Annotated in this window: 22 protein-coding genes; 14 read left to right on the forward strand and 8 right to left on the reverse strand. The window is 70.7% G+C overall.

The features are described from left to right. Positions 1 to 6: 6 nt before the first annotated feature. Positions 7 to 1,464, forward strand: coding sequence for a hypothetical protein (locus ACIGXP_RS05205; RefSeq protein ID WP_399764177.1), 1,458 nt, complete (start codon positions 7 to 9; stop codon positions 1,462 to 1,464). 17 nt (positions 1,465 to 1,481) lie between these two features. Here the strand turns inward: ACIGXP_RS05205 and ACIGXP_RS05210 are convergent, their stop codons facing one another. After that, on the reverse strand, positions 1,482 to 2,063 hold the full coding sequence (locus tag ACIGXP_RS05210; protein WP_399764180.1) for a Uma2 family endonuclease: 582 nt from the start codon (positions 2,061 to 2,063) through the stop codon (positions 1,482 to 1,484). 40 nt (positions 2,064 to 2,103) lie between these two features. Beyond that, positions 2,104 to 3,087 carry an SMP-30/gluconolactonase/LRE family protein gene (locus ACIGXP_RS05215; protein WP_399764183.1) on the reverse strand — a complete coding sequence of 328 codons (984 nt, stop codon included), beginning with the start codon at positions 3,085 to 3,087 and terminating at the stop codon, positions 2,104 to 2,106. Between the two features lie 117 nt (positions 3,088 to 3,204). Between ACIGXP_RS05215 and ACIGXP_RS05220 the strand changes: the two genes are divergently transcribed. Next, positions 3,205 to 3,642, forward strand: coding sequence for a MarR family transcriptional regulator (locus ACIGXP_RS05220; protein WP_363217385.1), 438 nt, complete (start codon positions 3,205 to 3,207; stop codon positions 3,640 to 3,642). Here ACIGXP_RS05220 and ACIGXP_RS05225 read toward each other — a convergent pair. Beyond that, positions 3,608 to 4,849 (reverse strand): serpin family protein, encoded by a 1,242-nt coding sequence (locus ACIGXP_RS05225; RefSeq protein WP_399764185.1) that lies wholly within the window; start codon positions 4,847 to 4,849, stop codon positions 3,608 to 3,610. The two genes, ACIGXP_RS05220 and ACIGXP_RS05225, sit on opposite strands and share 35 nt — an antisense overlap. A gap of 229 nt (positions 4,850 to 5,078) precedes the next feature. Here ACIGXP_RS05225 and ACIGXP_RS05230 point away from each other — a divergent pair, with 229 nt between their 5' ends. The 5 genes from ACIGXP_RS05230 (at position 5,079) to ACIGXP_RS05250 (ending at position 10,273) form a co-directional block, all read left to right on the forward strand. Further along, positions 5,079 to 5,831 (forward strand): GntR family transcriptional regulator, encoded by a 753-nt coding sequence (locus ACIGXP_RS05230; RefSeq protein WP_363217366.1) that lies wholly within the window; start codon positions 5,079 to 5,081, stop codon positions 5,829 to 5,831. Between the two features lie 392 nt (positions 5,832 to 6,223). Next, complete coding sequence (locus ACIGXP_RS05235; RefSeq protein WP_208899008.1) at positions 6,224 to 6,415, forward strand: SPOR domain-containing protein; 192 nt, start codon at positions 6,224 to 6,226, stop codon at positions 6,413 to 6,415. A 58-nt stretch (positions 6,416 to 6,473) separates the two neighbouring features. Further along, positions 6,474 to 6,893 carry a (deoxy)nucleoside triphosphate pyrophosphohydrolase gene (locus ACIGXP_RS05240; protein WP_399764851.1) on the forward strand — a complete coding sequence of 140 codons (420 nt, stop codon included), beginning with the start codon at positions 6,474 to 6,476 and terminating at the stop codon, positions 6,891 to 6,893. Between the two features lie 91 nt (positions 6,894 to 6,984). Then, on the forward strand, positions 6,985 to 7,413 hold the full coding sequence (locus tag ACIGXP_RS05245) for an ATP-binding protein (protein WP_363217367.1): 429 nt from the start codon (positions 6,985 to 6,987) through the stop codon (positions 7,411 to 7,413). Between the two features lie 271 nt (positions 7,414 to 7,684). Further along, entirely contained in the window at positions 7,685 to 10,273 is a 2,589-nt protein-coding gene (locus ACIGXP_RS05250; RefSeq protein WP_399764191.1) for a SpoIIE family protein phosphatase, read from the forward strand. Positions 10,274 to 10,320: 47 nt separating this feature from the next. Here ACIGXP_RS05250 and ACIGXP_RS05255 read toward each other — a convergent pair whose 3' ends face one another. Continuing rightward, complete coding sequence (locus tag ACIGXP_RS05255; protein ID WP_399764194.1) at positions 10,321 to 11,895, reverse strand: hypothetical protein; 1,575 nt, start codon at positions 11,893 to 11,895, stop codon at positions 10,321 to 10,323. Between the two features lie 80 nt (positions 11,896 to 11,975). On the opposite strand from ACIGXP_RS05255, the gene ACIGXP_RS05260 reads away from it, so the two are divergent. Together ACIGXP_RS05260 and ACIGXP_RS05265 are read left to right on the forward strand one after the other, a co-directional pair. Next, positions 11,976 to 13,052, forward strand: a complete 1,077-nt coding sequence (locus ACIGXP_RS05260; protein ID WP_399764197.1) for a hypothetical protein — start codon at positions 11,976 to 11,978, stop codon at positions 13,050 to 13,052. A 42-nt stretch (positions 13,053 to 13,094) separates the two neighbouring features. Next, positions 13,095 to 13,409, forward strand: coding sequence for a hypothetical protein (locus ACIGXP_RS05265; RefSeq protein WP_363217371.1), 315 nt, complete (start codon positions 13,095 to 13,097; stop codon positions 13,407 to 13,409). Here the strand turns inward: ACIGXP_RS05265 and ACIGXP_RS05270 are convergent. The 4 genes from ACIGXP_RS05270 to ACIGXP_RS05285 are packed head-to-tail and all read right to left on the reverse strand — an operon-like array spanning position 13,390 to position 17,275. Continuing rightward, positions 13,390 to 14,160, reverse strand: a complete 771-nt coding sequence (locus tag ACIGXP_RS05270; protein WP_363217372.1) for a succinate dehydrogenase/fumarate reductase iron-sulfur subunit — start codon at positions 14,158 to 14,160, stop codon at positions 13,390 to 13,392. The genes ACIGXP_RS05265 and ACIGXP_RS05270 overlap by 20 nt on opposite strands. After that, positions 14,157 to 16,118: a fumarate reductase/succinate dehydrogenase flavoprotein subunit gene (locus ACIGXP_RS05275; protein WP_399764200.1), complete on the reverse strand. Its 1,962-nt coding sequence runs from the start codon at positions 16,116 to 16,118 to the stop codon at positions 14,157 to 14,159. The genes ACIGXP_RS05270 and ACIGXP_RS05275 overlap by 4 nt, the downstream gene beginning before the upstream one ends. 22 nt (positions 16,119 to 16,140) lie before the next feature. Then, complete coding sequence (locus ACIGXP_RS05280) at positions 16,141 to 16,962, reverse strand: hypothetical protein (protein ID WP_363217375.1); 822 nt, start codon at positions 16,960 to 16,962, stop codon at positions 16,141 to 16,143. Positions 16,963 to 16,984: 22 nt separating this feature from the next. Continuing rightward, positions 16,985 to 17,275: a hypothetical protein gene (locus tag ACIGXP_RS05285; RefSeq protein WP_363217376.1), complete on the reverse strand. Its 291-nt coding sequence runs from the start codon at positions 17,273 to 17,275 to the stop codon at positions 16,985 to 16,987. A 315-nt stretch (positions 17,276 to 17,590) separates the two neighbouring features. Here ACIGXP_RS05285 and ACIGXP_RS05290 point away from each other — a divergent pair, with 315 nt between their 5' ends. The 5 genes from ACIGXP_RS05290 to ACIGXP_RS05310 all read left to right on the forward strand — a co-directional run bounded on the left by ACIGXP_RS05290 (position 17,591) and on the right by ACIGXP_RS05310 (position 26,220). Beyond that, the gene (locus tag ACIGXP_RS05290) at positions 17,591 to 19,768 is read left to right on the forward strand and encodes an ABC transporter family substrate-binding protein (protein WP_399764204.1); all 2,178 of its coding nucleotides are present in this window, start codon (positions 17,591 to 17,593) and stop codon (positions 19,766 to 19,768) included. Between the two features lie 154 nt (positions 19,769 to 19,922). Further along, positions 19,923 to 21,830, forward strand: a complete 1,908-nt coding sequence (gene typA / locus ACIGXP_RS05295; RefSeq protein ID WP_399764207.1) for a translational GTPase TypA — start codon at positions 19,923 to 19,925, stop codon at positions 21,828 to 21,830. A 419-nt stretch (positions 21,831 to 22,249) separates the two neighbouring features. Continuing rightward, positions 22,250 to 23,284 carry an ABC transporter permease gene (locus tag ACIGXP_RS05300; protein ID WP_363217379.1) on the forward strand — a complete coding sequence of 345 codons (1,035 nt, stop codon included), beginning with the start codon at positions 22,250 to 22,252 and terminating at the stop codon, positions 23,282 to 23,284. 60 nt (positions 23,285 to 23,344) lie between these two features. Then, on the forward strand, positions 23,345 to 25,153 hold the full coding sequence (locus ACIGXP_RS05305; protein WP_363217380.1) for an ABC transporter substrate-binding protein: 1,809 nt from the start codon (positions 23,345 to 23,347) through the stop codon (positions 25,151 to 25,153). 86 nt (positions 25,154 to 25,239) lie between these two features. Next, a complete protein-coding gene (locus tag ACIGXP_RS05310; protein WP_399764212.1) occupies positions 25,240 to 26,220 on the forward strand; it encodes an ABC transporter permease in 981 nt (326 codons plus the stop codon). The last annotated feature ends 8 nt before the right edge of the window (positions 26,221 to 26,228 follow it).

The following is a 26,228-nucleotide window of genomic DNA, read 5'->3' on the forward strand; positions in this document are numbered from 1 at the left end:
TCCCCCATGACATCTGCCCTGTCCGTTGCCCGGCGTGCTCTTCCCGTCTGGCCGATCGCGATGCTGTGGACCCTCGGCTTCGGCCTGTGGGGGCTGTCCCGGCAGCACAGCGTGTGGCGGGACGAGGCCGCGACCTGGCAGGTGGCCCGACGGTCCACGGGCGACATCTGGCACATGCTGGGGCACGTCGACGCCGTACACGGGCTCTACTACCTGCTGATGCACGCACTCTTCGCCTGGTTCGGACCCGGCACCACCACCCTGCGGCTGCCCTCCGTGCTGGCGATGGCGGTGGCGGCGGCCTGTGTGGCCGCCCTGGGCCACCGGCTCGCCGGGGCATGGGCGGGCCTGGGAGCAGGGCTGGCGCTCGGGTTGCTTCCCTCCGCGCAGTTCTATCTCCAGGAGGGCCGCCCGTACGCGCTGGTGGCGGCCGGGGCAGGGATCTCGACGCTGCTGCTGGTGACCCTGCTGGAAGGGCGCGGCGGGGCGATCGGCTGGGTGGCGTACGCCGGGACGGTCCTCACCTGCGGGCTGCTGAACTGGCTGTCGTTGCTGATCCTGCCGGCGCACGCCGGGACTCTTCTGTGGACCCGGTGCGGGCGCGGCGTGTGGGTGCGCTGGACGGCCGCCGCGGTGGTCGCCGTGGCGGGCGATCTGCCGTTGATTCTCTTCAGCCGCAGCCAGTCCGACCAGATTGCGTGGATTCCGCCGCTGACCTGGCACATGCTGATCGGCCCAGCGGTCCTCCTGGCCATCGGCGGCCTCGGAGCCCTGCTGGACCGGCCGAAGACAGGGCGACCGTCGGTGGCGGCCGTCGGACTGCCCCTGCTCGCGGTGCCGCAACTCGCCCTGATCGGCATCTCCCTGGTCAAGCCCCTGTTCGTGGACAGGTACGTGCTGTTCAGCCTGCTGGGTCTGGCGCTGTTGATCGGTGCGGCCCTGGGCGCGGCGGTACGGGCGGCCGCACCACGCTTCCCGAGGGCGTCCCGGTGGCTCGTCCCAGTGGCGGTCGTCGTGGCGTTCGTGGCGCTGCTCCCGCAGTCGCTGGCCAAGCGGTCCCCGTCGAGCCGCGTGGACGACGTCCTGGCAGCGGCGGCCGACGTGCGGCGCCTGAAGCAGACCGGGGACGCGACGCTCTTCGTACCGGCGGCCCGACGCGACACCGCGCTGGTGTCCCCCGACGCCTTCACCGGCCTGCGGGACATCGCGCTGGGGGAGGACCCCGTGGCGTCCGGGACGCTGAAGGGTGAGGAGGCCAGTCCGGCCCGGATCCGCACGGCGATGCTGGCCGAGAGGCGGATCCTGCTGGTCACGGATGCCACGGGGGTGGCGAGGCCGGTGACGGCACAGCGGGACAGCGTGAAGCTCTCCGTGCTGGAGAAGTACTTCACCGTGGTGGCGGACGAGCAGGTCCGTGGACGGCGGGTGACGGTGTACGAGCGACGCGGACACGCGGGGCGGTGACCGCCCCGCGGGCTCCTTCAGGTGTCCCGTGACGGGAGGAGCTTGTCGAGGTCCAGGCTCATCTCGAACGGCACCGGACGCGTCAGGGTGCCCCGGAAGATACCGGCGGGCGCATAGGCCCCGGTCGGTTCGTCCAGCTCGTAGACGTGGACGACGGGAGCGCCGTTCTCCTCCTCGATGCACCAGTAGTGGGGGATGCCGGCCTGCGCGTACTTGCGCAGCTTGACCGTGCGGTCGCGGTGCGCGGACTCGGGGGAGACGACCTCGATGACCAGCTGAACTTCTTCCGGCGCGTACCAGGTGCGGTCCGGCTCGTAGGGCGCGGTTGTCACCAGCAGGTCCGGCTCCGGGCGGTTGCGCTCGTCGAGCTTGATGGTCATCTCGCGGCCGACCTGGACACCGGCGGGCGCCTGCTCCATGAGAGCGACGGTGAGCATGGTGACGAGGTGGCCGTGCCACCACCTCTGCGGCGACATCATGAAGACGAGGGCCCCATCGATCAGCTCGGTGTGGCGGGGCGCCTCGGGGAGGCGGTCCAGGTCCTCCGCGAACCAGCCTTCGTCGCGCGGCGGGCGCATCCAGTCGGGCAGTTCGGTCATGGCTCAACCGTAGCGACTCGGTGAGGCCCCGGCCACGAGATCACATCCCCGTCACCCGCGCCACCGTGAACGGCGTCCGAGGCGTTCCCGGGCCCATCGGTCCGCCCTTGTCGAACTGGGAGCGGACGACGAGGAGGCCGTGGTGGTCGCGGGCCAGGGTGGTGGGGGTCTGCAGGTCGGGGGTGGTCAGGGTGCGGGTCAGGCGGGCCCTGGTGCCGTCGGGGGAGAGGCGCCAGCGGGTGAGGGTGTTGGTCGCGTTGTGGGCGGCCCACAGGGTGCCGTGGGCCAGCTCCAGACCGTCGCCGTGCTTCAAGTCGCCGCCCTGCAAGGCGACTTGGTGCACCGATCCGTCGGTCACGCCGACCCGGTACAGGCCACCGCCGGTCATGTCGACGGCGAACAGCAGGCGTCCGGCGGGGTCGGCGACGATGCCGTTGAGGGTGTAGGCGTCCGGCGAATGCGCGGGTACGGCGCCGCTGAGGTCGTAGTGCGCGGTCAGCGGCGTCCGGCCGCCGCGGGCGCGGGCCAGGTCGGCCGGGGTGACGCGGTAGATCACCGGACGCACGCTGTCGGTGGCGTAGGCCGTGCCGTCCGCGGTGATCACGAGGTCGTTCAGGAAGCGCGGGTCGCCCCCGGGTATCTCGAAGCGGGCCAGCAGGGAGCGGTCGTAGAGGTCGTAGACGTCGATTCCGGTGGTGTGGTCGGTGACCCACAGCCGGCCCGCCCGGTCGGCCTTCAGGCCGTTGGCGGTGGTCCGGCCGTCGGCGCCCGCCGGCAGGAAGACCTCGGCGGTACGGCTCCCGGCGGCGGCGCGGTAGATCGCGCCGGTCGTGAAGGAGCCGACGTACGCGTCGCCCGTTCGCGGGTCGAGGGCGATGCCCTCGGGGTAGGCGCGCTCGTCGGGGAGGGTGAAGGCGGTGGAGATGCGCGGGCCGGTGCCCGCGCTCGCGGTGGGCGCGGCGACGGCCACGGTCGCCGCGGCGGCGCCGGTCAGGAAGGTACGGCGGTGGATCGAACGGGACACGACAGTGCCTCTCGGTTCGGCTGCTCACTGTAGGACGATTGCGAACCTACATTAGTACTCTAATCATTGCCAGGGTATTAATCACCACCCAGGCATTAATGTGGCCGGGTGACCTCCATGCCCGCGTCCGAGCGCCTCGGCTCCCATCTCAAGCGGGCCGAGCAGGCCCTCAACGCGACCAAGACGGCGGTCCTGAAGCCCGCGGGCCTGACCGTCGCCCAGTACGCCGCGCTGCTCCACCTCTCCGCCAACCCCGGCATCTCCGCGGCGGCCCTGTCCCGGCTGTGCGGGGTCACCCCGCCGACCATGAACACGGTCCTGAAGAACCTCCAGGACCGCGATCTGATCACCCGCAGCCCGCACGAGTGGCACAAGAACGTCCTGGAGACCCGCCTGACGGACGAGGGCCGCGCCGTACTCGCCGACGCCGACGCGTCCGCCGTACGCGTCGAGCGTGCCCTCGCCGCCGAGTTCACCGACGCGGAGCGGGACGCCCTGACCGGGCTGCTCGCACGCTGCGTCAGAGTGCTGGAGGAGCAGCGCCCGGGAAGCTGACGACGGGTTCCGGCGCCGGATCCGTCACCCAGCCCGCCGCCAGCACCAGCCGCGACTCACGGTCGACGGCGAGGAAGCCGAACGGCCGGTCGTAGACGGCCCGGACGACCGTGGACTCGTAGCGCTGCTGCGGCGGCGTGCTGCCGTACACCTCGGCGACCGCCGTCACCGCCGCCGCCCGGAAGCCGAGCGCGCCGAACTGGGCCACGGCCGACTGGCGGGCCTCCGCGACAGCAAGCGGGGAGGGGCTCAGCCCGGGGAAGTGGCCGACTCGGGTGTCCGACGCCGACGTCAGGCCGAACAGGTCCGGCAGGGCGAGCAGATCGTGGTCGGCGCGCACCTCGTACACCACCGTCCGCACGTCCAGCACCGGCGGCCCCGGCTCGGCGGCCGGCTGCTGCTCCACGTACAGGCCCGGCCCCACGTGCCCGTGCGGCAGCGAGCCACCCCCGGTCAGCGGCAGCGCCCGCTCCACGATCCCCACGCCGGCCGTGAGCACCTGCCCCGGCGTCATGTGCTCCTCGCCGAGCAGCAGATGGACGTCGATGCCGTTGTCACCCGGCACCGTCAGCGCGGTGACGAAGCCGTCCGGCGTGCCTGTCACGCCCACCCGGTCCGGCCGTACGCTCCGCCGGTGCAGCCCGCGCAGCGCCCGCCCCTGCCAGGGGCCGGCGTCCGGCCTGAGCGGCAGCTCGGTGAAGGGCTGCCGCCAGGTCGTGCGCAGCGCGAGCGCGCAGGCCAGCACCAGCCCTGCCTCCCGGGTCAGCGTCACCGGCATGCGCTCGACCAGTCCTCCGGTCCGCTCGGCCGCCCAGGCGTCCAGCCGTTCCTGCGCGGTGACGAGGTCGTCCCCGAACACCCCGTACGTCCCGGCGGGCAGTCCGGCGCGCCACTCCTCGCGCAGGGCGAGCGCGTGGTGCGTCCACAGACCGAGCGCCGCGTCCAGACCGGACACCGCCCCCAGGGCCCCCGTCAATTCCCGTGCCGCGCCAGCCGCCTGATCCGCCGGCAGGCCGAGGGCCTCGCTCAGCTCCGTCCGCGCCGGCCCCGTCGCGCCGTCGGCCAGGAAGGCCAGCAGGGGCCAGACGCCGGGCGCGGAGAAGACCGTGCCGTTGCGTGTGCTCGCCGCCCACCGCGCGGTGAGCCCGTTCACCGCCCGGACGACCCCGCCGCCCACCCGGCCCCCGGCCAGGGTTGCCGCCTGCATTCCGCCCCCGTTTCACTGCCGCCGCTCTCCCCGGGAGCACGGTACCGGTGTCCGCACCCGCCCCCGCTCCCTCCAGGTGTGAGCGCACCCATACGGGGGAGAAAGTGCCTGGGTAAAGCCCTCGCACCCGCCGTGTCATCACATCGAGTGATTCTCTGGCCTTTGCTTGCACGGCACAACCCACGGTTGCCAGGCTGTTGCTGTCTGTACAACCTGATGGGAGCGGCCAGTGACTTTCGGTGAGCAGCCGGCGTACCTGCGTGTCGCGGGTGATCTCCGCAAGAAGATCGTCGACGGTTCACTGCCGCCCCACACCCGCCTGCCCTCCCAGGCCCGCATCCGCGAGGAGTACGGCGTCTCGGACACGGTCGCGCTGGAGGCCCGCAAGGTGCTGATGGCCGAGGGGCTGGTCGAGGGCCGCTCCGGCTCCGGGACGTATGTGCGCGAGCGGCCCGTGCCCCGCCGGGTGGCCCGCTCCGGGTACCGCCCGGCCGGCGGCGCCACGCCCTTCCGGCAGGAGCAGGCCGACGCCTCGGTGCGCGGCACCTGGGAGTCCAGCAGCGAGCAGGCCGAGGCCGGGGCCGCCATCGCCGAGCGGCTCGCGATCCAGGCCGGCGACCGGGTCATGCGCACCAAGTACCTGTTCCGCGAGGCCGGCGAGCCGATGATGCTCTCCGTCTCCTGGGAGCCCCTGGCCGTCACCGGCCGTACCCCCGTGATGCTGCCCGAGGAGGGCCCGCTCGGCGGCATGGGGGTGGTCGAGCGCATGCGCGCCATCGACGTCATCGTGGACAACGTCACCGAGGAGGTCGGCGCCCGCCCCGGCCTCGCCGAGGAACTGCACCTCCTCGGCGGCGTCCCCGGGCATGTGGTCCTGGTCGTCCAGCGCACGTACTACGCCTCCGGCCGCCCGGTGGAGACCGCCGACGTGGTGATCCCGGCCGACCGGTACCGGGTGGCGTACCACCTGCCCGTGAAGTGACGGCCGGGGTCCGGGGCGGCGTGCACGCCTTTGCGAGTGAGGTAGCGCACACCCTGGGCGCCCCCCACGCCGGTATGACCCGGTGGCGCACCCCCCGCCGGGGCCGACCGGCCGCTGCAATCCAGCCGTTTTCCCAGGTGACCAGGGGTCACTCGGGTATGCCCGCGATGCACGACAGTGGCGCTCACAACGGCGCGTTCACTCCCGTGCGCCCCCGGTCCCCTGGCTGGTTGCGTACCTCTTTGTGAAAAGGCGTGTTCGCTGCGTAAAGGTTGGGCGTACGCTCGGGCATATGCGGATTGCGGTTTCCTTAGGCGGGGCTCGGCGGGGGCCCGGGACGGGAAGCGGGTGGTGGGGCGGTGCGAGAAGGAGCGGCGCGGGCGGTGGGGGCCATGAGTGAGGGGACGGTCTCGCTGCCCTGGCTCGTGATACGGCAGGACGACAACGGCAATCGCTATCGCGTCGGACGGTACGCGACCCGCGCCGAGGCGCAGAAGATCGCCGACAGCCTCGACGACCGGGGCCACAAACAGCTCTACTGGGTCGAGCGCATCGGCCAGAACGGGGACGGCGCCCGGAACTGACCGCCCGGCGCCCTCCCGTAGGCTCCGCCCCATGACGCCCACGACGCCCAAGACACCCATGACGGACCGGATCGTGGTGGTGGGAGCGGCCCTGCTCGACGGCGGGCGGCTGCTCGCCGCGCGCCGCAGTGCCCCCGCCGACCTGGCGGGCCGCTGGGAGCTGCCCGGCGGCAAGGTCGAGACGGGCGAGCGGCCCGAGGACGCCCTGGTGCGTGAACTGCGCGAGGAACTGGGCATCGACGCCGAACCGGTCGAGCGCGTGCCGGGCCAGTGGCCGCTGCGGTCGCCGTACGTCCTGCAGGTGTGGACCGCCCGTCTGCTCCCCGGCTCACCCGCGCCCCGGCCCCTGCAGGACCATGACGAGCTGCGCTGGCTCACCCCGTCCGAGGTCTGGGACGTGGCCTGGCTGGATCAGGACGTCCCCGCCGTTCGCGAAGTCGCCCCTCGGCTCACCGACGGTCTCCACCGAGCCCCTTGATACGCCGTTCGTGCCACAGTGCGCCCTCCCGCACGGTACTGCCCCCTGGATATCGGGTATGTGCCCATTAACCCCATGAAACCGGACATGGGTGGGCTCGCTGGCCTGGGAAGTGATCGGCGTGATCGACACCGATGGCGACTGCGCCGAGTGGACCTTTCCCGCGGAACCGGGCGCCGTACGCACCGCGCGCGCCGCGGTGCGCGGGAAGTTGCACGGCTGGGGCCTCGACTGCCTCGCCGACCTCGCCGCCCTGCTGGTCAGCGAGCTGGTCACCAACTCGCTGCGGCATGCCACCGGCCCCATCGGCGTACGGCTCGTGCGCCCCGGCGGACCGGCCGACACCCTGCGGGTGGAGGTCTCCGACCCGCTGCCCGACCCGCCGCGCGAGCGCGTCGCCCGCGACGAGGACGAGAGCGGGCGCGGGCTGCAACTGGTCGCCGGCTCCTCGCGCCGCTGGGGCACCCGGCCCGGCGCGAGCGGAAAGACCGTCTGGTTCGAACTGGCGGTGCCGGGGTGAGCCGGAAGCATCCGGGGGGCACGGGGGAGTGCGGCCGGCGGTGGTCCGCCCATCGTGCGCTCCGGGCGCGCGGCCGGTCCTGCGGTGCGTGATTCGAGGGCGTGTTCCCTGGTTAGAAGACTGGAAGTGTTGTCACGGGCCGGTCCGAAAACCATCTGGACCGAGCTGTGATCGTGAACACCGTGTTGTGCGGCACCGTAGTGCTGGATACTGCGGGCAGCCGCCCCCGGTGACCGGTGCCGGACGCGGTGAGCTGGAGGGGACGGTTCGCGTGAGCGAGATACCAGCGAAGGCCACGGAGTCCGAGGACCCGTCGGACGGCGCGAGGCACCAGGCCGCGGAGGGTGCCGCGGCACCCGGCGACGCCATGTGGCAGAGCAGTCCGCCCGGTTCGATCTACGACTACATCAAGGTCGCGTCCTTCTCCATCGGTCCCGGCGGGCTGGTCGAGCAGTGGAGCCTGCGCGCCGAGCAGCTCTTCGGCATCCCCGCCGCACGCGCCGTCGGCATGGACCCCATAGACGCCTTCATCGACCCCGACCTGCGCGAGCGCGGCCAGCGCAAGATGGCCGAAATCCTCGACGGGCGGGAGTGGACCGGGGTCGTGCCCTTCCGGATGCCGGACAAGCCGGACGGCACGCGCGGCGAGGACGGCCTCGCCGAGGTCTACGTCATGCCCACCCGGACCGGCGAGGGCGACAGGGCCGCCGTCTGCATCGTCGTGGACGTGCGCACCCTGCGCAGCATCGAGACCGATCTCGCCGCCTCGCAGGCGATTTTCGGTCAGTCTCCATTCGGATTCCTGCTGATCGACACCGATCTGAGGGTCCGTCGGGCCAACGAGCGGTTCGCCTCCGTCTTCGGCGGGACACCCGACGACCACCGGGGCAAGGGCGTGCACGACTATCTGCCCCGCGGCGAGGCCGAGCGGGTTTCGGCCACGCTGCGCCGGGTGCTGCAGTCCGGTGAGTCCATCACCGACATGCATGTCACGGGGTACGTCCCCGGCTCCGAGGAACGCCGGCACTGGTCCGTCAACCTCTACCGTGTGCACAGCGGCAGCGGCCGGCCCATCGGCATCGCCTGGCTCGGGACCGACATCACCGCCCGCCGGGCCGCCGCCCGTGAGGCCGCCGCGGCCCGGCGCAACCTCGCCCTCCTCAACGAGGCCGGCGCCCGCATAGGGAACTCGCTCGACCTGGAGACCACGGCCAGGGAACTGCTCGACGTCGTCGTCCCCGGCTTCTGCGACCTCGCCACCGTCGACCTCTACCAGGGGCTGCTCACCGGCGACGAGACCCCGCCCGGCCTCGCCGACGGCAGCGCCGAACTGCGCCGCGTCGCCTTCGCGAGCGCCGTCGCAGGCGTCCCCTTCACCAGCTCCGGCGAGTCCGTCGAGGTCGGCGCGGTCCACCACTTCCCCTTCAACTCTCCCTGCGCGGACGCCCTGCGCACGGCCCGGCCGCAGCGGGTGCCCGCCGAGGAGGGCGGTCTGGTGCAGTCCACGCTGGCCGTACCGATGGTCGCCCACGACACCGTCGTCGGCCTCGCCCAGTTCGCCCGCACCAAGGGCAGCGAGCCGTTCGGCGACCGTGACCGGGAACTGGCGGTGGAGCTGGCCGCGCGCGCCGCCGTCTGCATCGACAACGCGCGCCTGTACCGCCGGGAGCACGAGCGGGCGTTGATACTGCAGCGCTCGCTGCTGCCGCCGGGCGACCCCGAGGCCTCCGGGCTGGACATCGCCTGCCGCTATCTGCCCGGCAACGCGGCCACCGAGGTGGGCGGCGACTGGTTCGACGTGATCGAACTGCCGGGGCACCGCACGGCGTTGGTCGTGGGCGATGTGATGGGGCGGGGCCTGCGGGCGGCGGTCGCCATGGGCGAACTCCGCACCGCCGTACGGACCCTGGCCCTGCTGGACCTCGAACCGGCCGAGGTCCTCTCGGCGTTGGACGAGATCGCCCGGGGACTCGGCACCCCCGGAGGCGTCCAGCAGGCCACCCGCACGGCACGCCAGCCGAGGGACGCCGACCTCTCCGAGGTCTACTTGGCGACCTGCGTGTACGCGGTGTACGACTCCGTCACCAGACGCTGTACGTTCGCCAACGCCGGCCATCTGCCGCCGGTCCTGGTCGAGCCCGGTGAGGCCGCCCTGATGCTGGACGTGCCGCCCGGCATGCCGCTCGGCGTGGGCGGCGAGCCCTTCGAGGAGGTCGAGGTCGAGCTGCCCGAGGGCGCGCTGCTGGCCCTCTACACGGACGGCCTGGTCGAGTCCCGCGACCACCCCCTGGACGAGGGGCTGCAGGCCTTCGTCGGGGCACTCACCGACCCCTCCCGCCCCCTGGAGGACGTCTGCGACCACGTCCTGAGCACCCTCGACACCCACCACGGCGAGGACGACATCGCGCTGCTGATGGCGCGGGTGCAGGGGCTGCCGGCCGACTCCGTCGGCGACTGGACGCTGCCGCGCGAGCCGCGCAGTGTGGGGCGGGCGCGGGAGTACGCCCGGGCACAGCTGGTGAGCTGGGATCTGGAGCCGTTGGTCGACACGGCGGAACTGCTCGTCAGCGAGCTGGTCACCAACGCGCTGCGGTACGGCGAGGGGGACATCAGGCTGCGGCTGCTGCTGGACCGCACACTGGTCTGCGAGGTGTGGGACTCCGGGCTGGTGCAGCCGCGGCGGCGACGGGCCCGGGACACGGACGAGGGGGGCCGGGGATTGCAGCTGGTCGGACTGCTGAGCGCGGCGTGGGGCTCCCGCAGGACGCCGCGCGGCAAGACGGTGTGGTTCGAGTTGCCGTTGCCCGGCGGCGAAACCGGCCTCACCGACCCGGCGGAGGCCCTGCTGAGTCTCTTCTGACCGGGCCGCAGCGACGCGGCCCGGCCGTGCGGACGTGCTTCCGCTGCCTACGCCCGTGGCAGGAAGCCGTGGCGTCCCCTTGTTTGCGGGCCGCCGTAGCTCGCCGCCGGCCCGCCGTCCTGGTCCTCGGCCAGGAGCACACCGCCCAGGACCGCACCGGACAGGCCCGGCGAGCCACCATCGGCGCCCGGGTACGGATTGCCGTGCGCTCGTACGTCCCGTTCGGCCAGGTTCCGGGACTCGCGGGCGAGGGTGTCGGCCTGGCCGGCGCGGTCCGCGCCCAGCTCCCGTGCCGCCTCCGCGAGGAGAACCCGCGCCTGAGGGCCCACCGCGCCCCGGTGCACCGCAACGAACTCCTCCGCCCCGGCGACGGAACCCCGCGCCACGAGCAGCGCCGCCGCGGCCGGTGCGCCCAAGTGACCGGTGGCCAGCCGCTCCACCGCCCGCGCGATCCGGCGCAGGGCGTCCAGCGGGTCGTACGGGCCCGCCGTGCGCTCCTCCCGTACGGCGGCCAGCACGCCGTCCGCGTGGGCCAGCCGCGCGTGCAGCTCACCAGTGGTCAGCGGCTCCCGTACGCCCCCCTCACGGGCCGCCGCGAGCTCCGCCTCCGCGCCGGTCAGCGCGGCCGGCACCAGCTCCGCCGCCGCCCGCAGCCGCGCCGCGAGCCGCTCCACCCCGGTCACCAGAACCTCGGCCTGTGCCACCGCGCCCTCGGCGGCGCGCAGCTGCCCGGCGGCCCGCCCGCCGTCTCCCGTGTCCGCCGCCTGACGGGCCTCGTTGAGCCGGACGGTGGCGAACACCAGCCGGTCCTTGGCCTGTTCGACATACCCGGTGACCGGCCCGACGGCCGAGGCGGCGTACCGTTCGTGCAGCTCCGCCAGGGTGTCCTGCGCGGTCACCGTGCGCCCCGTCAGCTCCCGGAACCGGCCCTCGGCCGACTCCAGCGCCCCGGCCAGGCCCGGCCCGGCCAGTTCCCGCAGCCCGTCCAGCGCGGGGGCCTCCGCGTCCAGCCGGCGTCCCGCCTCCGCGCACCGGCCGACCACACCGACCAGCGCCTGCCGCCGCGCCGCCGCGTCCTTCGGCACCCCCTGCTCGTACCGCCGCCAGATCGCGCACGCGGCTGTCAGCTCGGTCTCGGCGGCCCGCAGCGCATGGACGAAGGGTTCGGTCTCGGCCTCCCCGAACTGCCGCTGTACGAAGGTGAGTTCCTCACGGCTGGTCCGTACGCAGTCGTCGGCCAGGACCAGCGCCGCGCGAGCCTGGCGCTCGAAGTCGGCCGGGGTGGGGGCGGGCGGGGCGACGGAGACGATCCCGGGGGTCGTACGGGTACGGGCGCGGCGGGTGCGGCGCAGACAGCCGTATCCGGCCAGCCCCAGGGCCGCGACCCCCGCGACGAGGGGCAGGACGAGATCGGCGGCGGACGTCTCGTCCTGCTGCGGCGCGGCGGCACTCGCTACCGTGCCGGCGGGCGCGACGGGAACCGGATCTTGCGCCCCGGCCGTCATCACCGGCAACACCAGCCACCCGGTTCCGACCACGGCACCCAGCACGGCATGCGCCACCCGCACCGATATGTGCGCCGTGGCGCGCCGGGGCCGGCCCCGGATCAGGGAGGACGTCACATTTCGGAGCGTATGGGCAGGTAGGCGCCTTCGCGAGCGGAATGGATACGGGTGGGGGAAGAGAAGGGCAGGGGGCAGAAATGGACACCGCAGGACCACGACCCGCCGCCGTCGGCGGCGAGGGCGCACCGCAGGAGGCCGCGGCGCGCCGCCCCGGACGCCGCCGCGCCCTCCGCTGGACGCTCGCCGTCCTCGCCCTCCTGCTCGTCCCCGTCCTCACCGCCGAAACAGCGCTCCGCATCAACTACACCGGCACGCCGGAACCCGGCACCACCACCCGCCACCAGGACGCCCTGTGGCTGGGCCACGCCTGGGTGGACGGCCGCAGGACCGACCGTGATGTCCAGGCCCTCGCCCGCCACCTGAAGACCACCGGCATCCGAGACCTGTACGTCCACGCAGGCCCCCTGGAGCACGACGGCACCCTCCCCAAGTCGTCGTACGCCAAGGCGCGTTGGCTGACGACGGCCCTGCGCGAAGCGGCTCCCCGCATCCGCGTCCAGGCCTGGCTCGGCGACAAGCTGGCCAGTGAGAGCCCCGACGGGCTGCGTCTGGACCGCCCCGCCACCCGCACCGCGATCCTCGCCTCCACCCGCCAGGTCCTCGCCGCCGGCTTCCAGGGCGCCCACTTCGACCTGGAGCCCCTCCACTCCGGCGACAAGAACTACCTCGCCCTCCTCGACGATCTCCGCGCCCTCACCCGCACCCGCCATGCGCTGCTCTCCGTCGCCGCGCACCAGATCGACCCGCTCCCCGCCTTCCACTCCTTCTGGGGGACGACCACCGGACACCCCAAGTGGTGGTCGCAGTCCTACTTCGGGCAGGTGGCCCGCCGTGTGGACCAGATCGCCGTCATGTCGTACGACACCATGCAGCCGCTGCAGAGCCTGTACGGCGGCTATGTGGCCCAGCAGACGAGCCTCGCCCTGGAGGTCACCCCGGACACCACCGACCTCCTCATGGGCCTGCCCTTCTACCACGAGAACCACATCGGCCACTGGGCCCACGCGGAGACCGTCCCGGCCGCCGTACGCGGCGTCCGCCTGGGCCTGTCCCGCACCGACGCCGACCGCGTCCGTTTCGGCGTCGCCCTGTACGTCGACTTCGCGGCCACGGAGGCGGACTGGCGGGCGTACCGGGAAAACTGGGTCCGCTGAGCGCCTGGCGCGGCCGTCGGCCCTGGTGGGACGATGACCGGCATGCACATGCTCTTGGTGGTGGCGGCGGGGCTGGCCGTGGTGTTCATGGTGGCGTCCGGCGTCGCGGGCATCAGGACCGGCTGGGTGATCCCGATCGGTCGCCACCGGGTCCTGCGGCCGAAGCTGTGGGCGTACGGCCAGCTGATCGGCGCGGTCGGACTGTCCCTCTGGATGTTCCTCGGGATCATCCCCCGCAGGCTGGATGCGCTCCCCCTCATCGGCTGGTTCCTGTTCATGGGGGCACTGGGCCTTCAGATGCTGGCCCAGCGCCCCGGCCGCACGGCGCGGAGCGGCGCTACGAAGACCGCCTCCTGATCTTCGACCCCAGCCACACCAGCGGGTCGTACTTGCGGTCGACGGCCCGCTCCTTCAGGGGGATCAGTGCGTTGTCGGTGATCCTGATGCCCTCGGGGCAGACCTCCGTGCAGCACTTGGTGATGTTGCAGTAGCCGAGGCCGTGTTCGTCCTGGGCCGTGCGTTTGCGGTCCAGGCCCGTCTCGGCGGCCGCGTCCAGCGGGTGCATGTCGAGTTCGGCGATCCGCATCAGGAAGCGCGGGCCCGCGAAGGCGGTCTTGTTCTCCTCGTGGTCGCGGACGACATGGCAGGTGTCCTGGCACAGGAAGCACTCGATGCACTTGCGGAACTCCTGCGAGCGGTCCACGTCCTCCTGCATCATCCGGTACTCGCCCGGCCCCACGCCGGCCGGTGGCACGAACGCCGGGACCTCTCTCGCCTTCTGGTAGTTGAAGCCGACGTCCGTCACCAGATCGCGGATCACCGGGAAGGCGCGCAGGGGAGTCACCGTGATCGTCTCCGCGCGGTCGAAGACCGACATACGGGTCATGCACATCAGCCGCGGGCGGCCGTTGATCTCCGCCGAGCACGAACCGCACTTGCCGGCCTTGCAGTTCCAGCGCACGGCGAGGTCGGGCGCCTGGGTGGCCTGGAGGCGGTGGACGATGTCCAGCACCACCTCGCCGTCGTTGACCTCGACCGTGAAGTCCTGGAGGCCGCCGCCCTGTTCGTCGCCCCGCCACACCTTGAAGCGGGCCTCGTAGCTGCTCACTCGTACAGCTCCTCTTCGGCGAGGTACTTGACCAGCTCCTCCTTCTCGAAGAGGGCGAGCAGGTCCGGGCGGATGGGGTCGGTCGTCTCGCGGGTGAGGCGGATCTGACCGCGACCGGGGTCGGTCGCCGCGAGGCCGCCGGTGGGGTCGGCGAGGGCGCACAGGAGGTTCACGTTGCGCCAGGCGCGGTCCATCGCCGGATGGTCCTCGCGGGTGTGCCCGCCGCGCGACTCGGTGCGTTCCAGGGCGGCCCGTGCCACGCACTCGCTGACCAGCAGCATGTTCCGCAGGTCGAGGGCCAGGTGCCAGCCCGGGTTGAACTGGCGGTGGCCCTCCACGCCGGCCCGGCGGGCCCGTACCCGCAGCTCGGCCAGCTTGCGCAGGGCCTGTTCCATCTCGCTCTCGCGGCGGATGATGCCGACCAGGTCGTTCATGGTCTGCTGGAGTTCCTGGTGCAGGGTGTACGGGTTCTCCGGCGGGCCCGCCTCGCCCTCCCGGTCCGCCTCCGCGGAGAACGGGCGCAGGGCTTCCGCCGCGGCCGTGTTGACCTGGGCGTCGTCCACCGGCCGACGCCGGTGTGCCACCCCCTGCGCGTACTCCGCCGCGTGCCAGCCCGCCCGCCGTCCGAAGACCAGCAGGTCGGAGAGGGAGTTGCCGCCGAGCCGGTTGGAGCCGTGCATACCGCCCGCCACCTCACCGGCCGCGAACAGGCCCGGCACATCCCGCGCCGCCGCCGTGTCCGAGTCGACCGCGATGCCGCCCATCACGTAGTGACAGGTCGGCCCGACCTCCATCGCCTCCGCCGTGATGTCGACGTCCGCCAGCTCCTTGAACTGGTGGTACATGGACGGCAGCCGGCGCCGGATCACCTCGGCGGGCATCCGGGTGGACACGTCCAGGAAGACTCCGCCGTGCGGCGAACCCCGGCCCGCCTTCACCTCGGCGTTGATCGCGCGGGCCACCTCGTCGCGGGGGAGCAGTTCGGGCGGACGCCGGTTGTGGTCCGGGTCCTCGTACCACCGGTCGGCCTCCTCCTCCGACTCGGCGTACTTCTCCTTGAACACGTCCGGGACGTAGTCGAACATGAACCGCTTGCCCTCGGAGTTCCTGAGCACCCCTCCGTCGCCGCGCACCGACTCGGTGACGAGGATGCCCTTCACCGACGGCGGCCAGACCATGCCCGTCGGGTGGAACTGCACGAACTCCATGTTCAGCAGCGGCGCCCCGGCGAGGAGCGCGAGCGCGTGTCCGTCACCCGTGTACTCCCACGAGTTCGACGTCACCTTGAAGGACTTGCCGATGCCACCGGTCGCGATCACCACGGCGGGGGCTTCGAGGACGAAGAATCGGCCGGTCTCGCGGTCGTAGGCGAAGACACCACTCACCCGTGAGCCCGCGGCGGAGCCGCTGTCGGGCACAGTCTTCAGGACCCTCGTGACCGTGCACTCCTGGAAGACCTTCAACCGCGATTCGTAGTCCCCGGTCTCCTTGAAGTCCTCCTGCTGCAGAGCGACGATCTTCTGCTGGAGGGTGCGGATCAGCTCCAGGCCCGTGCGGTCGCCGACGTGGGCGAGGCGCGGGTACTCGTGGCCGCCGAAGTTGCGCTGCGAGATCCGGCCGTCCTTCGTACGGTCGAACAGCGCGCCCCAGGTCTCCAGCTCCCACACCCGGTCCGGGGCCTCCTGCGCGTGCAGCTCGGCCATCCGCCACTGGTTCAGGAACTTGCCGCCGCGCATCGTGTCGCGGAAGTGGACCTGCCAGTTGTCGTGCTCGTTGGCGTTGGCCATCGCCGCCGCGATGCCGCCCTCGGCCATCACCGTGTGCGCCTTGCCGAACAGCGACTTGCAGATCACCGCCGTGCGGGCGCCCCGCTCGCGCGCCTCGATCGCGGCCCGCAGTCCGGCGCCGCCGGCACCGACCACGACGACGTCCCACTCCTGGCGGTCGACCACGGACATCGGCTCAGTACCTCACTGGTCTCTAGAAGAAGCGGGGATCGGCGAAGACGCCGGACGCGACGAGGTAGACGTAGAAGTCGGCGAGCGCCACGCTCAGCAGCGACGCCCACGCCAGCTGCATGTGCCGGGCGTTGAGCCTGCCGACGAACTGCCACGCGCGGTAGCGCACCGGGTGTTTCGAGAAGTGCTTGAGCTTGCCGCCGACGATGTGCCGGCAGGAGTGGCAGGACAGGGTGTACGCCCAGATCAGCACGATGTTGGCCAGGAACACCAGGGTGCCGAGCCCCATGTGGCCCCAGCGGTAGTGCGTGTCCCGGAAGGACAGCACGGTGTCGTAGGTCAGCACGCCGGCGACCAGGATCGCCGCGTAGAAGAAGTACCGGTGGAGGTTCTGCAGGATGAGCGGGAAGCGGGTCTCGCCGGTGTACGTCCGGTGCGGTTCGGCCACCGCGCAGGCGGGCGGGGAGGCCCAGAAGCTGCGGTAGTACGCCTTGCGGTAGTAGTAGCAGGTCAGCCGGAAGCCGAGCGGGAAGATCAGGATGATGATCGCCGGGGAGATGCCCCACCAGCTGCCGAACAGCTGCCAGTTCGGTCCGGCGTGCATGACCTTGCAGCTCTGCGCCAGGCACGGCGAGTAGAAGGGCGAGACGTAGGGCGCCGCGTAGTAGTCCGCGTCGGCGAAGGCCCGCCAGGTCGAGTAGACGACGAAGGCCAGCAGACCGGCCGCGGTGACGGCGGGCGCCAGCCACCAGCGGTCGGTCCGCAGATGCGGGGCGGCGATCGCGGCGCGCGTACCGGTCCGTACGCCGCCGCTGTTCTGTTGGGATTCCGTACCAGTGGCCAAGGCAGGCTCCGGTCGTCGGGGGTCAGGGGGCGCGGCGGTCGCGGGCGCCCAGGCCCTCGTCGTCCGAGTCCGTCCACAGGCTGATGTCGTAGGGCGTGTCGGAGATGGTGACGAGGTCGGGCCGGTGCGGGGCGTCCGGCGCGGCGGTCGCCTCGCGCAGCAGCGCCACGCTCTCACGCAGATGGTCGGCGTCCAGTCGGACCCGGCGCATCTCGAGGCCGCCACTGCCGATCTGGTGCTCCAGGCGTCCCAGCGACCGGTACAGGTCGTCGATGGAGCGCTGGACCGAGGTGATGTCGTCGTGCACGGACATGACTTGCCCTCACTTCCGTGGGTCCGGCGAACCCTGGGCGGCAACGTTCATGCGCCTTGGAGTGTTGCGCGCCGCACCTGCCGATGTGAAGGCATGTGCAGCGATTGGCGGAGGCGTACGGATGCATCTCGGGTGGTGTTGCGCCGCACGGGTGGGGTTACCGCGCGTCGTCGCCGTGTCGCCCGGGGTTGCCGGATCCTTTCCTCTTCAGTGGGCCGCATAGATCTGATCAGCTCCATATACCGCCAAAGGTGATCAGCTCCATATACCGACAAATGTGAGCATAAAGCCCGCGGCTCCCCGGAGGTAGCAGAGATGTCCCACGACGGCGTCGGCGCCCGCTCGCGGCACCCCCAGCGGAGCGTCATGCGTTCGGTCACCTTTCTGACCGCCGGCGTGCTCGCCGTGCCCCTGCTCGCCGGCTGCGGTTCCGACGAGAAGGTCAGCAAGCCGCTCGCCGGGCAGGACATCGTCCCGGTGGCGCGTGAGCTGGTCGCCGACGGCGGCACCCTGAAGTGGGCCGTGGACGCCGTCCCGGAGACTCTGAACACCTTCCAGGCCGACGCCGACGCGGGCACCACCCGTATCGCCCAGGCCGTGCTGCCGTCGATGTTCCGCCTCGACGCCACAGGCCGGCCGGTGGCCAACCCGGCCTACCTGGAGTCGGCCAAGGTCATCGAGACCGAACCGCGCCAGGTCGTGCTGTACAAGCTGAACCAGCAGGCGGTCTGGAGCGACGGCCGGGAGATCGGCGCCGCCGACTTCGTCGCCCAGTGGCGCGCCCTGTCCGGGAAGAACAGCGCCTACTGGACCGCCCGCAACGCCGGCTACGACCGCATCGAGAAGATCGAACGCGGCGCCAACGACCTCCAGGTCCGGGTCACCTTCTCGCGCCCCTACGCCGACTGGAAGTCACTGTTCTCCCCGCTGTACCCGAAGGACGTCATGGGCACCCCGGACGCCTTCAACGAAGGTGCCCGGCGCAAGCTGGCGGTCACCGCCGGCCCCTTCACACTGGAGAAGGTCGACCCCGCGGCGAAGGACGTGGTCCTCACCCGCAACCCGCGCTGGTGGGGCAAGCCCGCCAAGCTGAACGAGATCGTGCTGCACGCCGTGGCCCACGACCAGCGGGCCGTCGCGCTCGCCGACGGCAGCGTGGATCTCGCCGACGTCGACCCCGCCGATGCCGAGCGGATCGGGCTCGCCGCCCGCGGCACCGTGAACCCGCTGCAGGGCTCCGGCAGGACGTCCCTGACGAAGCTGCGCTCCTGGGCGCTCGCGCACGGCTTCGGCTCCGAGCAGGCCAGTGCGGGTGGGACGAAGCTGCGCAAGGCCATCGCCGAGTACCTGGACGAGCAGCAGGCGCTGCACGACGTCGAGGTCCGCAAGTCGCTGGAGCCCGCCTACACCCAGCTCGCCCTCAACGGCTCCGAGGGTCCGCTCGCCGACGAGCGCGTCCGCCGGGCCGTCGCCCGTGCCCTGGACCGCAAGGAACTGGCCAAGCTGGTGCTCACTCCGCTGGGCCTGCCCGCCGTCCCGGTCGGCAGCCACCTCGCCCTGTCCGGGCAGGCCGCCTACGCCGACAGCAGCGACGCGATCGGCGACCAGGACGCCAAGGCGGCGCAGGCGCTGCTCGCCGAGGCCGGCTGGGTGCCGGGCGGCCCGGTCAAGCCGGAGAAGAAGGGCGAGAAGGCGGCCGGCCCCGAGAAGGACCACGGGAAGGCCAAGAAGGAGACGGAGGCCCCGTCCGACGGCGGTGACGACGGCGCGTACATCGTCGGCGAGGACGACAAGAGCGGGGACGGCAAGTCGGGAGGCCGCGACGACGGCGGGGACCGGCACATCTCACAGGAGGGCAAGCGCGGGGGAGTGCCCGGGGCCTACGCCCCCAAGGGCACGGCCGCGCCGGCCGCCGCGCCGGCGGGCCTGCTCGCCAAGGACGGCAAGGCGCTCGCGCTCCGCTTCGTGCTGCCGTCCGGCCCCGGCTCCGAGACGCTGAACTCGGTCGCCGAGCGGATCTCGGCCATGCTGGAGCGGCTCGGGATCCGGACGGTGATCATCAAGGTCTCCGACGAGAGCTACTTCAAGGACCACATCGCCTCCGGCGACTACGACCTCGCGCTGTACTCGTGGCCGTCCTCCGCGTTCCCGGCGACGGACGACCGGCCGGTCTACGCGAAGCCGGTACCTGCGGCGGACGGCTCCTTGAACGTCGAACAGAACTACACGCGCGTGGGGACCGACCAGGTCGACCAGCTCTTCGACCAGGCCGTGGCGACGCTGGACGAGGGTGAGGAGGTCTCCCTGATCCGCAAGGCGGACTCCAGGATCTGGGCCGCGGCGGGCTCGATCCCCCTGTACCAGCGGCCCCAGCTGGTGGGTGCGCGCAAGAACCTGGTCAACGCCGGGGCGTTCGGTTTCCAGACGCCGGTCTACGAGGACATGGGCTTCCTGAAGAAGGGGGCGAAGATCTCCCCCAGCCCCACCAAATGACCTGCTCGGAGATCACCGCGTGGCCCTGAGAAGGCCGACTCACTCGGGGCCACGTACCATGGGGTGAGGCCGTGGCGTGTCCAGCCCGGCAGGGCCCGTGCGACACAGACGTACGCGCAGGGCGATCCTCACCACTCCGGGAGTACGGCAGCTTATGGCCACGCGCCACGACATCCGCAACGTCGCCATCGTCGCTCACGTCGACCACGGCAAGACCACCATCGTCGACGGCATGCTGAAGCAGGCCGGCGCGTTCGCCGCCCACCAGCTCGACTCGGTCGACGACCGCATGATGGACTCGAACGACCTGGAGCGTGAGAAGGGCATCACGATCCTCGCCAAGAACACCGCGGTGAAGTACCACCCGAAGGACGGCGGGGACCCGATCACCATCAACATCATCGACACCCCCGGCCACGCCGACTTCGGTGGCGAGGTCGAGCGCGGTCTGTCGATGGTCGACGGTGTCGTGCTGCTGGTGGACGCCTCCGAGGGCCCGCTGCCGCAGACCCGGTTCGTGCTGCGCAAGGCGCTGCAGCAGCGCCTGCCCGTCATCCTGTGCATCAACAAGACGGACCGCCCGGACTCCCGGATCGACGAGGTCGTCAACGAGACCTACGACCTCTTCCTCGACCTGGACGCCGACGAGGAGCAGATCGAGTTCCCGATCGTCTACGCCTGCGGCCGTGACGGCATCGCCTCGCTGACCAAGCCGGACAACGGCACGGTCCCGGCCGACAGCGACAGCCTGGAGCCGTTCTTCTCCACGATCCTGGAGCACATCCCGGCGCCGACGTACGAGGAGGACGCGCCGCTCCAGGCCCACGTCACCAACCTCGACGCCGACAACTTCCTCGGCCGTATCGCGCTGCTCCGCGTCGAGCAGGGCGAGCTGCGCAAGGGCCAGACGGTCGCCTGGATCAAGCGCGACGGTTCCGTCAGCAACGTCCGCATCTCCGAGCTGATGATGACCGAGGCGCTCACCCGCAAGCCCGCCGAGAAGGCCGGCCCCGGTGACATCTGCGCCGTCGCCGGCATCCCGGACATCATGATCGGCGAGACCCTCGCCGACACCGAGAACCCGGTCCCGCTGCCGCTGATCACGGTCGACGAGCCGGCGATCTCCATGGTCATCGGTACCAACACCTCGCCGCTGGTCGGCCGTGGCGGCACCGGCAAGGGCGCGGACGCGAAGGCGGCCGTGAAGGACCGCAAGGTCACCGCCCGCCAGGTCAAGGACCGCCTGGACCGCGAGCTGATCGGTAACGTCAGCCTCCGTGTCCTGGAGACCGAGCGTCCGGACGCCTGGGAGGTGCAGGGCCGTGGTGAGCTGGCGCTCGCCATCCTGGTCGAGACCATGCGCCGGGAGGGCTACGAGCTGACGGTCGGCAAGCCGCAGGTCGTCACCAAGGAGGTCGACGGCAAGGTCTACGAGCCGGTCGAGCGCATGACGATCGACGTGCCCGAGGAGCACATGGGCGCCGTCACGCAGCTCATGGGTGTCCGCAAGGGCCGCATGGACAACATGTCCAACCACGGCTCGGGCTGGGTGCGCATGGAGTTCGTCGTCCCGTCCCGCGGTCTCATCGGCTTCCGTACCGAGTTCCTGACGCAGACGCGTGGTACCGGTATCGCCCACTCCATCCACGAGGGCCACGAGCCCTGGTTCGGTCCGCTGCAGACGCGGAACAACGGCTCGCTCGTCGCCGACCGCGCCGGTGCCGTCACCGCGTTCGCGATGACGAACCTGCAGGAGCGCGGCGTGCTGTTCGTGGAGCCGGGCACCGAGGTGTACGAGGGCATGATCGTCGGCGAGAACTCTCGTTCCGACGACATGGACGTCAACATCACCAAGGAGAAGAAGCTCACCAACATGCGGTCTTCGACGGCCGACGTGGCCGAGTCGATCGTGCCGCCGCGCAAGCTGTCGCTGGAGCAGTCGCTGGAGTTCTGCCGTGACGACGAGTGCGTCGAGGTGACCCCGGAGGCCGTTCGCATCCGCAAGGTCAACCTCGACCAGCGTGAGCGGGCCCGCGCCGCGAGCCGCGCCAAGCACGGCTGACCCAGGACCGGTTCAAGGACCGGTTGAGCCCGGGTGCCCCCAAGAGTGGGGGCACCCGGGCTTTTTGCAACCCGTTTTCGGGGTCCCTATGTCCGACATGCGGAGATCGTTGCCCGATACCCATGTAACACGTCCGTTTCGTGCCTTCTTCTGTCGAACAGTTTGTCCAGATTTTGGAAGCTTCCGCGGCGATCCGTGACGGAATTGAGATCTACGGGCGGTGGTCGGTGGTCGACCCATGGCAGATAGTTAGCCGCGAAGCGCTCGGGTCAACGGGTCTCGCGCACTGTGGGGACAGTGCGCCGACTCACGAGCACCAGGGGGTCTCTGTCCCTCCGTCAGGGGTGTCGGAGGGACGACGGAAACCCTCTCCTGTTGGTGAACGCGTGGAGTCACTCATACCTTGAAACGGACGAACCGTGACAAGTCCTATCGACATTGAGGGCGGCGGGACTTCGGTCGTCGTCGACGGCGAACCAGGGCCGGAGACGAAGAGCGAATCCGTCAAGCTCGAAGGCCGGTCTCCCGGCCAGCTGATGTGGATGCGCTTCAAGCGCGACCGCACGGGCGTGATCTCGGCCTACGTCGTGGGCTTCTTCTTCCTGATCGGACTGCTCGCCCCGCTCATCGCCAAGCTGTACGGCAAGAACCCGTACACGGTGTACGCGGACGAGCGCCCGGAGCTCTTCGACAGCGCCGGCGTGCCGGTCCAGCCCAACGGCGGTATCAGCGGCGAATTCTGGTTCGGTCTCGAACCCGGTAACGGCTACGACGTCTTCACCAAGCTGGTCTACGGCATCCGCACCTCCCTGATGATCTCCGTCGCCGTCACTCTCGCCGTGGTGGTGACCGGCATCCTGCTCGGTGTCGCGGCCGGCTATCTCGGCGGCAGGACCGACTACTTCATCGGCCGGGTCATCGACTTCCTGCTCGCCTTCCCGGCCCAGCTGTTCTTCATCGCGAGCATGCCGGTCGTGGTCTCCCTGTTCGTCAGTCCGCGCGACGAGACACCGACCTACGTCCGGGTGGTGGCGCTGATCCTGGTCCAGTGGTTCCTGGGCTGGATGGGCCTCGGCCGGATCCTGCGGGGCACCGCACTCGCCCTGCGCGAGCGGGAGTTCATCGAGGCCGCCAAGGTCAGCGGGGCCTCGCCGTGGCGGATCATCCGCAAGGAGATCCTGCCGAACATCGTCACTCCGCTGCTGGTGCAGTCGACGTATCTGCTGCCCAACTTCGTGACCGCCGAGGCCGGTCTGTCGTACCTGGGTGTCGGCATCGTCGAACCGACGCCGGACTGGGGACAGATGTTCGCCAAGGCGTCCACCGAACTGGTGATGCAGAACGACATCACCTACATGTTCTTCCCCGGCGTCTCGATGATCGTCTTCGTCGTCGCGTTCAACCTGCTCGGGGACTCGGTCAGAGACGCCTTCGATCCCAAGACCGCGCGCTGACCTGGCACCACGTCAATCACACGGGTCGTCACTTTTCACAGATGGGTGGGAATTTTCGTGATGAGTAGGGGCGGACGCCACGCATACGGCGCACTCTCCGTGCTCGCGGCCGGAGCTCTCGTGCTCACCGGTTGCAGCAAGGGCGGCAGCGACAGCAGCGCCGACGGCAAGAAGGACCAGGAGAACGCCAAGCGGCAGCAGGCGTCGATCAAGTTCGGAGGCGCGGCGGACTCCACCGGCCCGGCGGCTCCCGTACCCGGCGCCAAGCCGGGCGGCACCATGGAGGTGCTGCAGCGGGACTCGTACGCACACCTCGACCCGGGCCAGATCTACGTCTCGGACCAGATGTCCGTGGCGCAGCTGCTGCACAGAGGCCTGACCGGCTACAAGGCCACCAGCGACGACGGCAGCAAGCACGAGGTGGTCGGCGACCTCGCCACCGACTCCGGGACCACCACCGACGGCGGCAAGACCTGGAAGTACACGCTCAAGGACGGCATCAAGTTCCAGGACGGCACCCCGATCACGTCCAAGGACATCCGGCACAGCGTCGAGCGGCTCTTCGCGCCGTTCATCAACCAGGGCCCCACCTACCTCCAGCAGTGGATCGCCAACGCCTCCGGCGCCGCCTACCGCAAGCTGCTGCCGGACGGGCCGTACAAGGGCAAGCACCTGCCCGACTCCGTACTGGAGACTCCGGACGAGAAAACCATCGTCTTCCACTTCAAGACCCCGCACCCCGACCTGCCCTACGCACTGGCGATGTCCGGCTACGCGGTGGTCTCCGAGAAGGGCGACACCAAGCAGCGCTACGACAAGGCCCCGGTGGTCTCCGGCCCGTACAAGATCCAGTCGTTCAAGTCCGGCAAGTCCATGGTGCTGGTCAAGAACCCCAACTGGGACCCGAAGACGGACCCGATCCGGCACCAGTACGTGGACCAGTTCAACATCACGTTCAACCAGCAGTACGAGACCTCCACCAAGGCCCTGCTGGCCGACAGCGGCGCCGACCGGACCGGCATCAGCTTCAACAACCAGGTCGACGCGGGCAACCTGTCGCAGGTCCTCAAGGACCCGAAGATGAAGTCCCGTACGGTCTCCGGCTACCAGCCGTACGTGGGTCAGATGAACATCAACATGAGCCACAAGGCCATGCAGGACAAGACGGTCCGCGAGGCCATCGCCTACGCCCTGCCGATCACCCCGTTCCTGCGCGCCTACGGCGGCACCGACGCCATGGAGGTCGCGGGCGGCCTGATCTCCCCGACCGTCTCCGGCTACGACCCCTCCTTCGACCCCTGGGGCAAGAAGAAGAACCCCGCCGGTGACCCGGCCAAGGCCCGTGAGCTGCTGAAGAAGGCCGGCAAGCTCAACATGAAGCTGACCTTCGGCTACATCAACACCCCCGAGGGCCAGCAGTACTCCACGGCCATGGCGGCGGGCCTGAAGAAGGCCGGCTTCGACGTCCAGCGCCAGGAGATCCCCTCCGAGACCTACTACGACCAGGTCTCCAAGCTGAACAACAACTACGACATCTTCCACACCGCGTGGGGCGCCGACTGGCCGTCCGCCTCGACCGTGCTGCCGCCGCTGTACGACGGCCGTGTGATCGCCGACGGCGCGCAGAACTACTCGCAGGTCAACGACCCGAAGATCAACAGCGAGATCGACCGGATCAACAAGATCACGGACCCGGTCAAGTCGGCGGCCGAGTGGGAGAAGCTCGACCAGTACATCGTCAAGGACGTCGTCAACGTCGTCCCGACCGCGTACTACAAGCAGAGCCAGATCGCCGGCTCCAAGGTCGGCGGCCTCGTCTACGACGACGTGATCGGCGGCGTCGACCCGCGTCGCCTCTTCATCAAGTAACCGTCCCCGCCCGGTACCCGGCGCGCTCCCGCCCACGGAGGCGCCGGGTACCGCGGAGGCCGCCGACGTCTGAGAGCTGCCCTGTCATGCTGCGCTTCCTCGTGCGCCGGTTCATCGGTGCAGTCGTCATTCTGTTCCTGCTGAGCATCGTCACGTTCGTGCTGTTCTTCGGGGTGCCCCGGGACCCGGCGCTGATGATGTGCGGCAAGACCTGCAACCCCGACAGCATCGCGAACATCCACCATGTGCTCGGGCTCGACAAACCCATCACCGAGCAGTACGGGATCTTCCTGCACAACCTGTTCCTGGGCAGCAGCCAGTTCGCCCAGGGGCCCTGCCCCGCGCCCTGCTTCGGCTACTCGTACCACACCAACGAGCAGGTCTGGGGCACCCTGATGGACCGGCTGCCCACCACCGTCTCGCTCACCCTGGGCGCGGCCGTGTGCTTCCTGATCGTCGGGCTCGGCACCGGGCTGCTCGCCGCCTGGCGGCGCGGCACGCTGATCGACAAGACGGCCACCGCGGGCGCCATGGTGATCAGCTCGCTGCAGATCTACTTCCTCGGCCCGCTGGCCCTGGCGATCCTCGTCTACCAGACCCACTGGTTCGACAAGCCCGCCTACAACGAGTTCACCCAGGACCCGGTCTCCTGGTTCACCGGCCTGATCATCCCGTGGGTGATCCTCTCCACCATCTTCGCCGCGCAGTACACCCGTATGGCGCGGTCCTCGATGATCGAACAGCTCCAGGAGGAACACGTCCGCACCGCCCGGGCCAAGGGCATGTCCCGCGGATACGTGTTCTTCCGCTACGCCTGGCGCGGCTCGCTGATCCCGATCGTCACCATCTTCGGCATCGACCTCGGCTCGCTGTTCGGCGGCGCCATCATCACCGAGTACACCTTCGGCCTGCCGGGGCTCGGCAACCTCGCCGTCCAGTCCGTGTTCTTCAGCGACCTGCCGCTGCTGCTCGGCGTGATGCTCTTCTCCGCCAGCATGATCCTGCTGTTCAACATCATCGTCGACGCCGCCTACGCCTTCATCGACCCGCGCGTACGGCTGTCCTAGGAGCACTG

The organism is Streptomyces sp. NPDC053069, assembly GCF_044546895.1.
Lineage (GTDB): Bacteria > Actinomycetota > Actinomycetes > Streptomycetales > Streptomycetaceae > Streptomyces.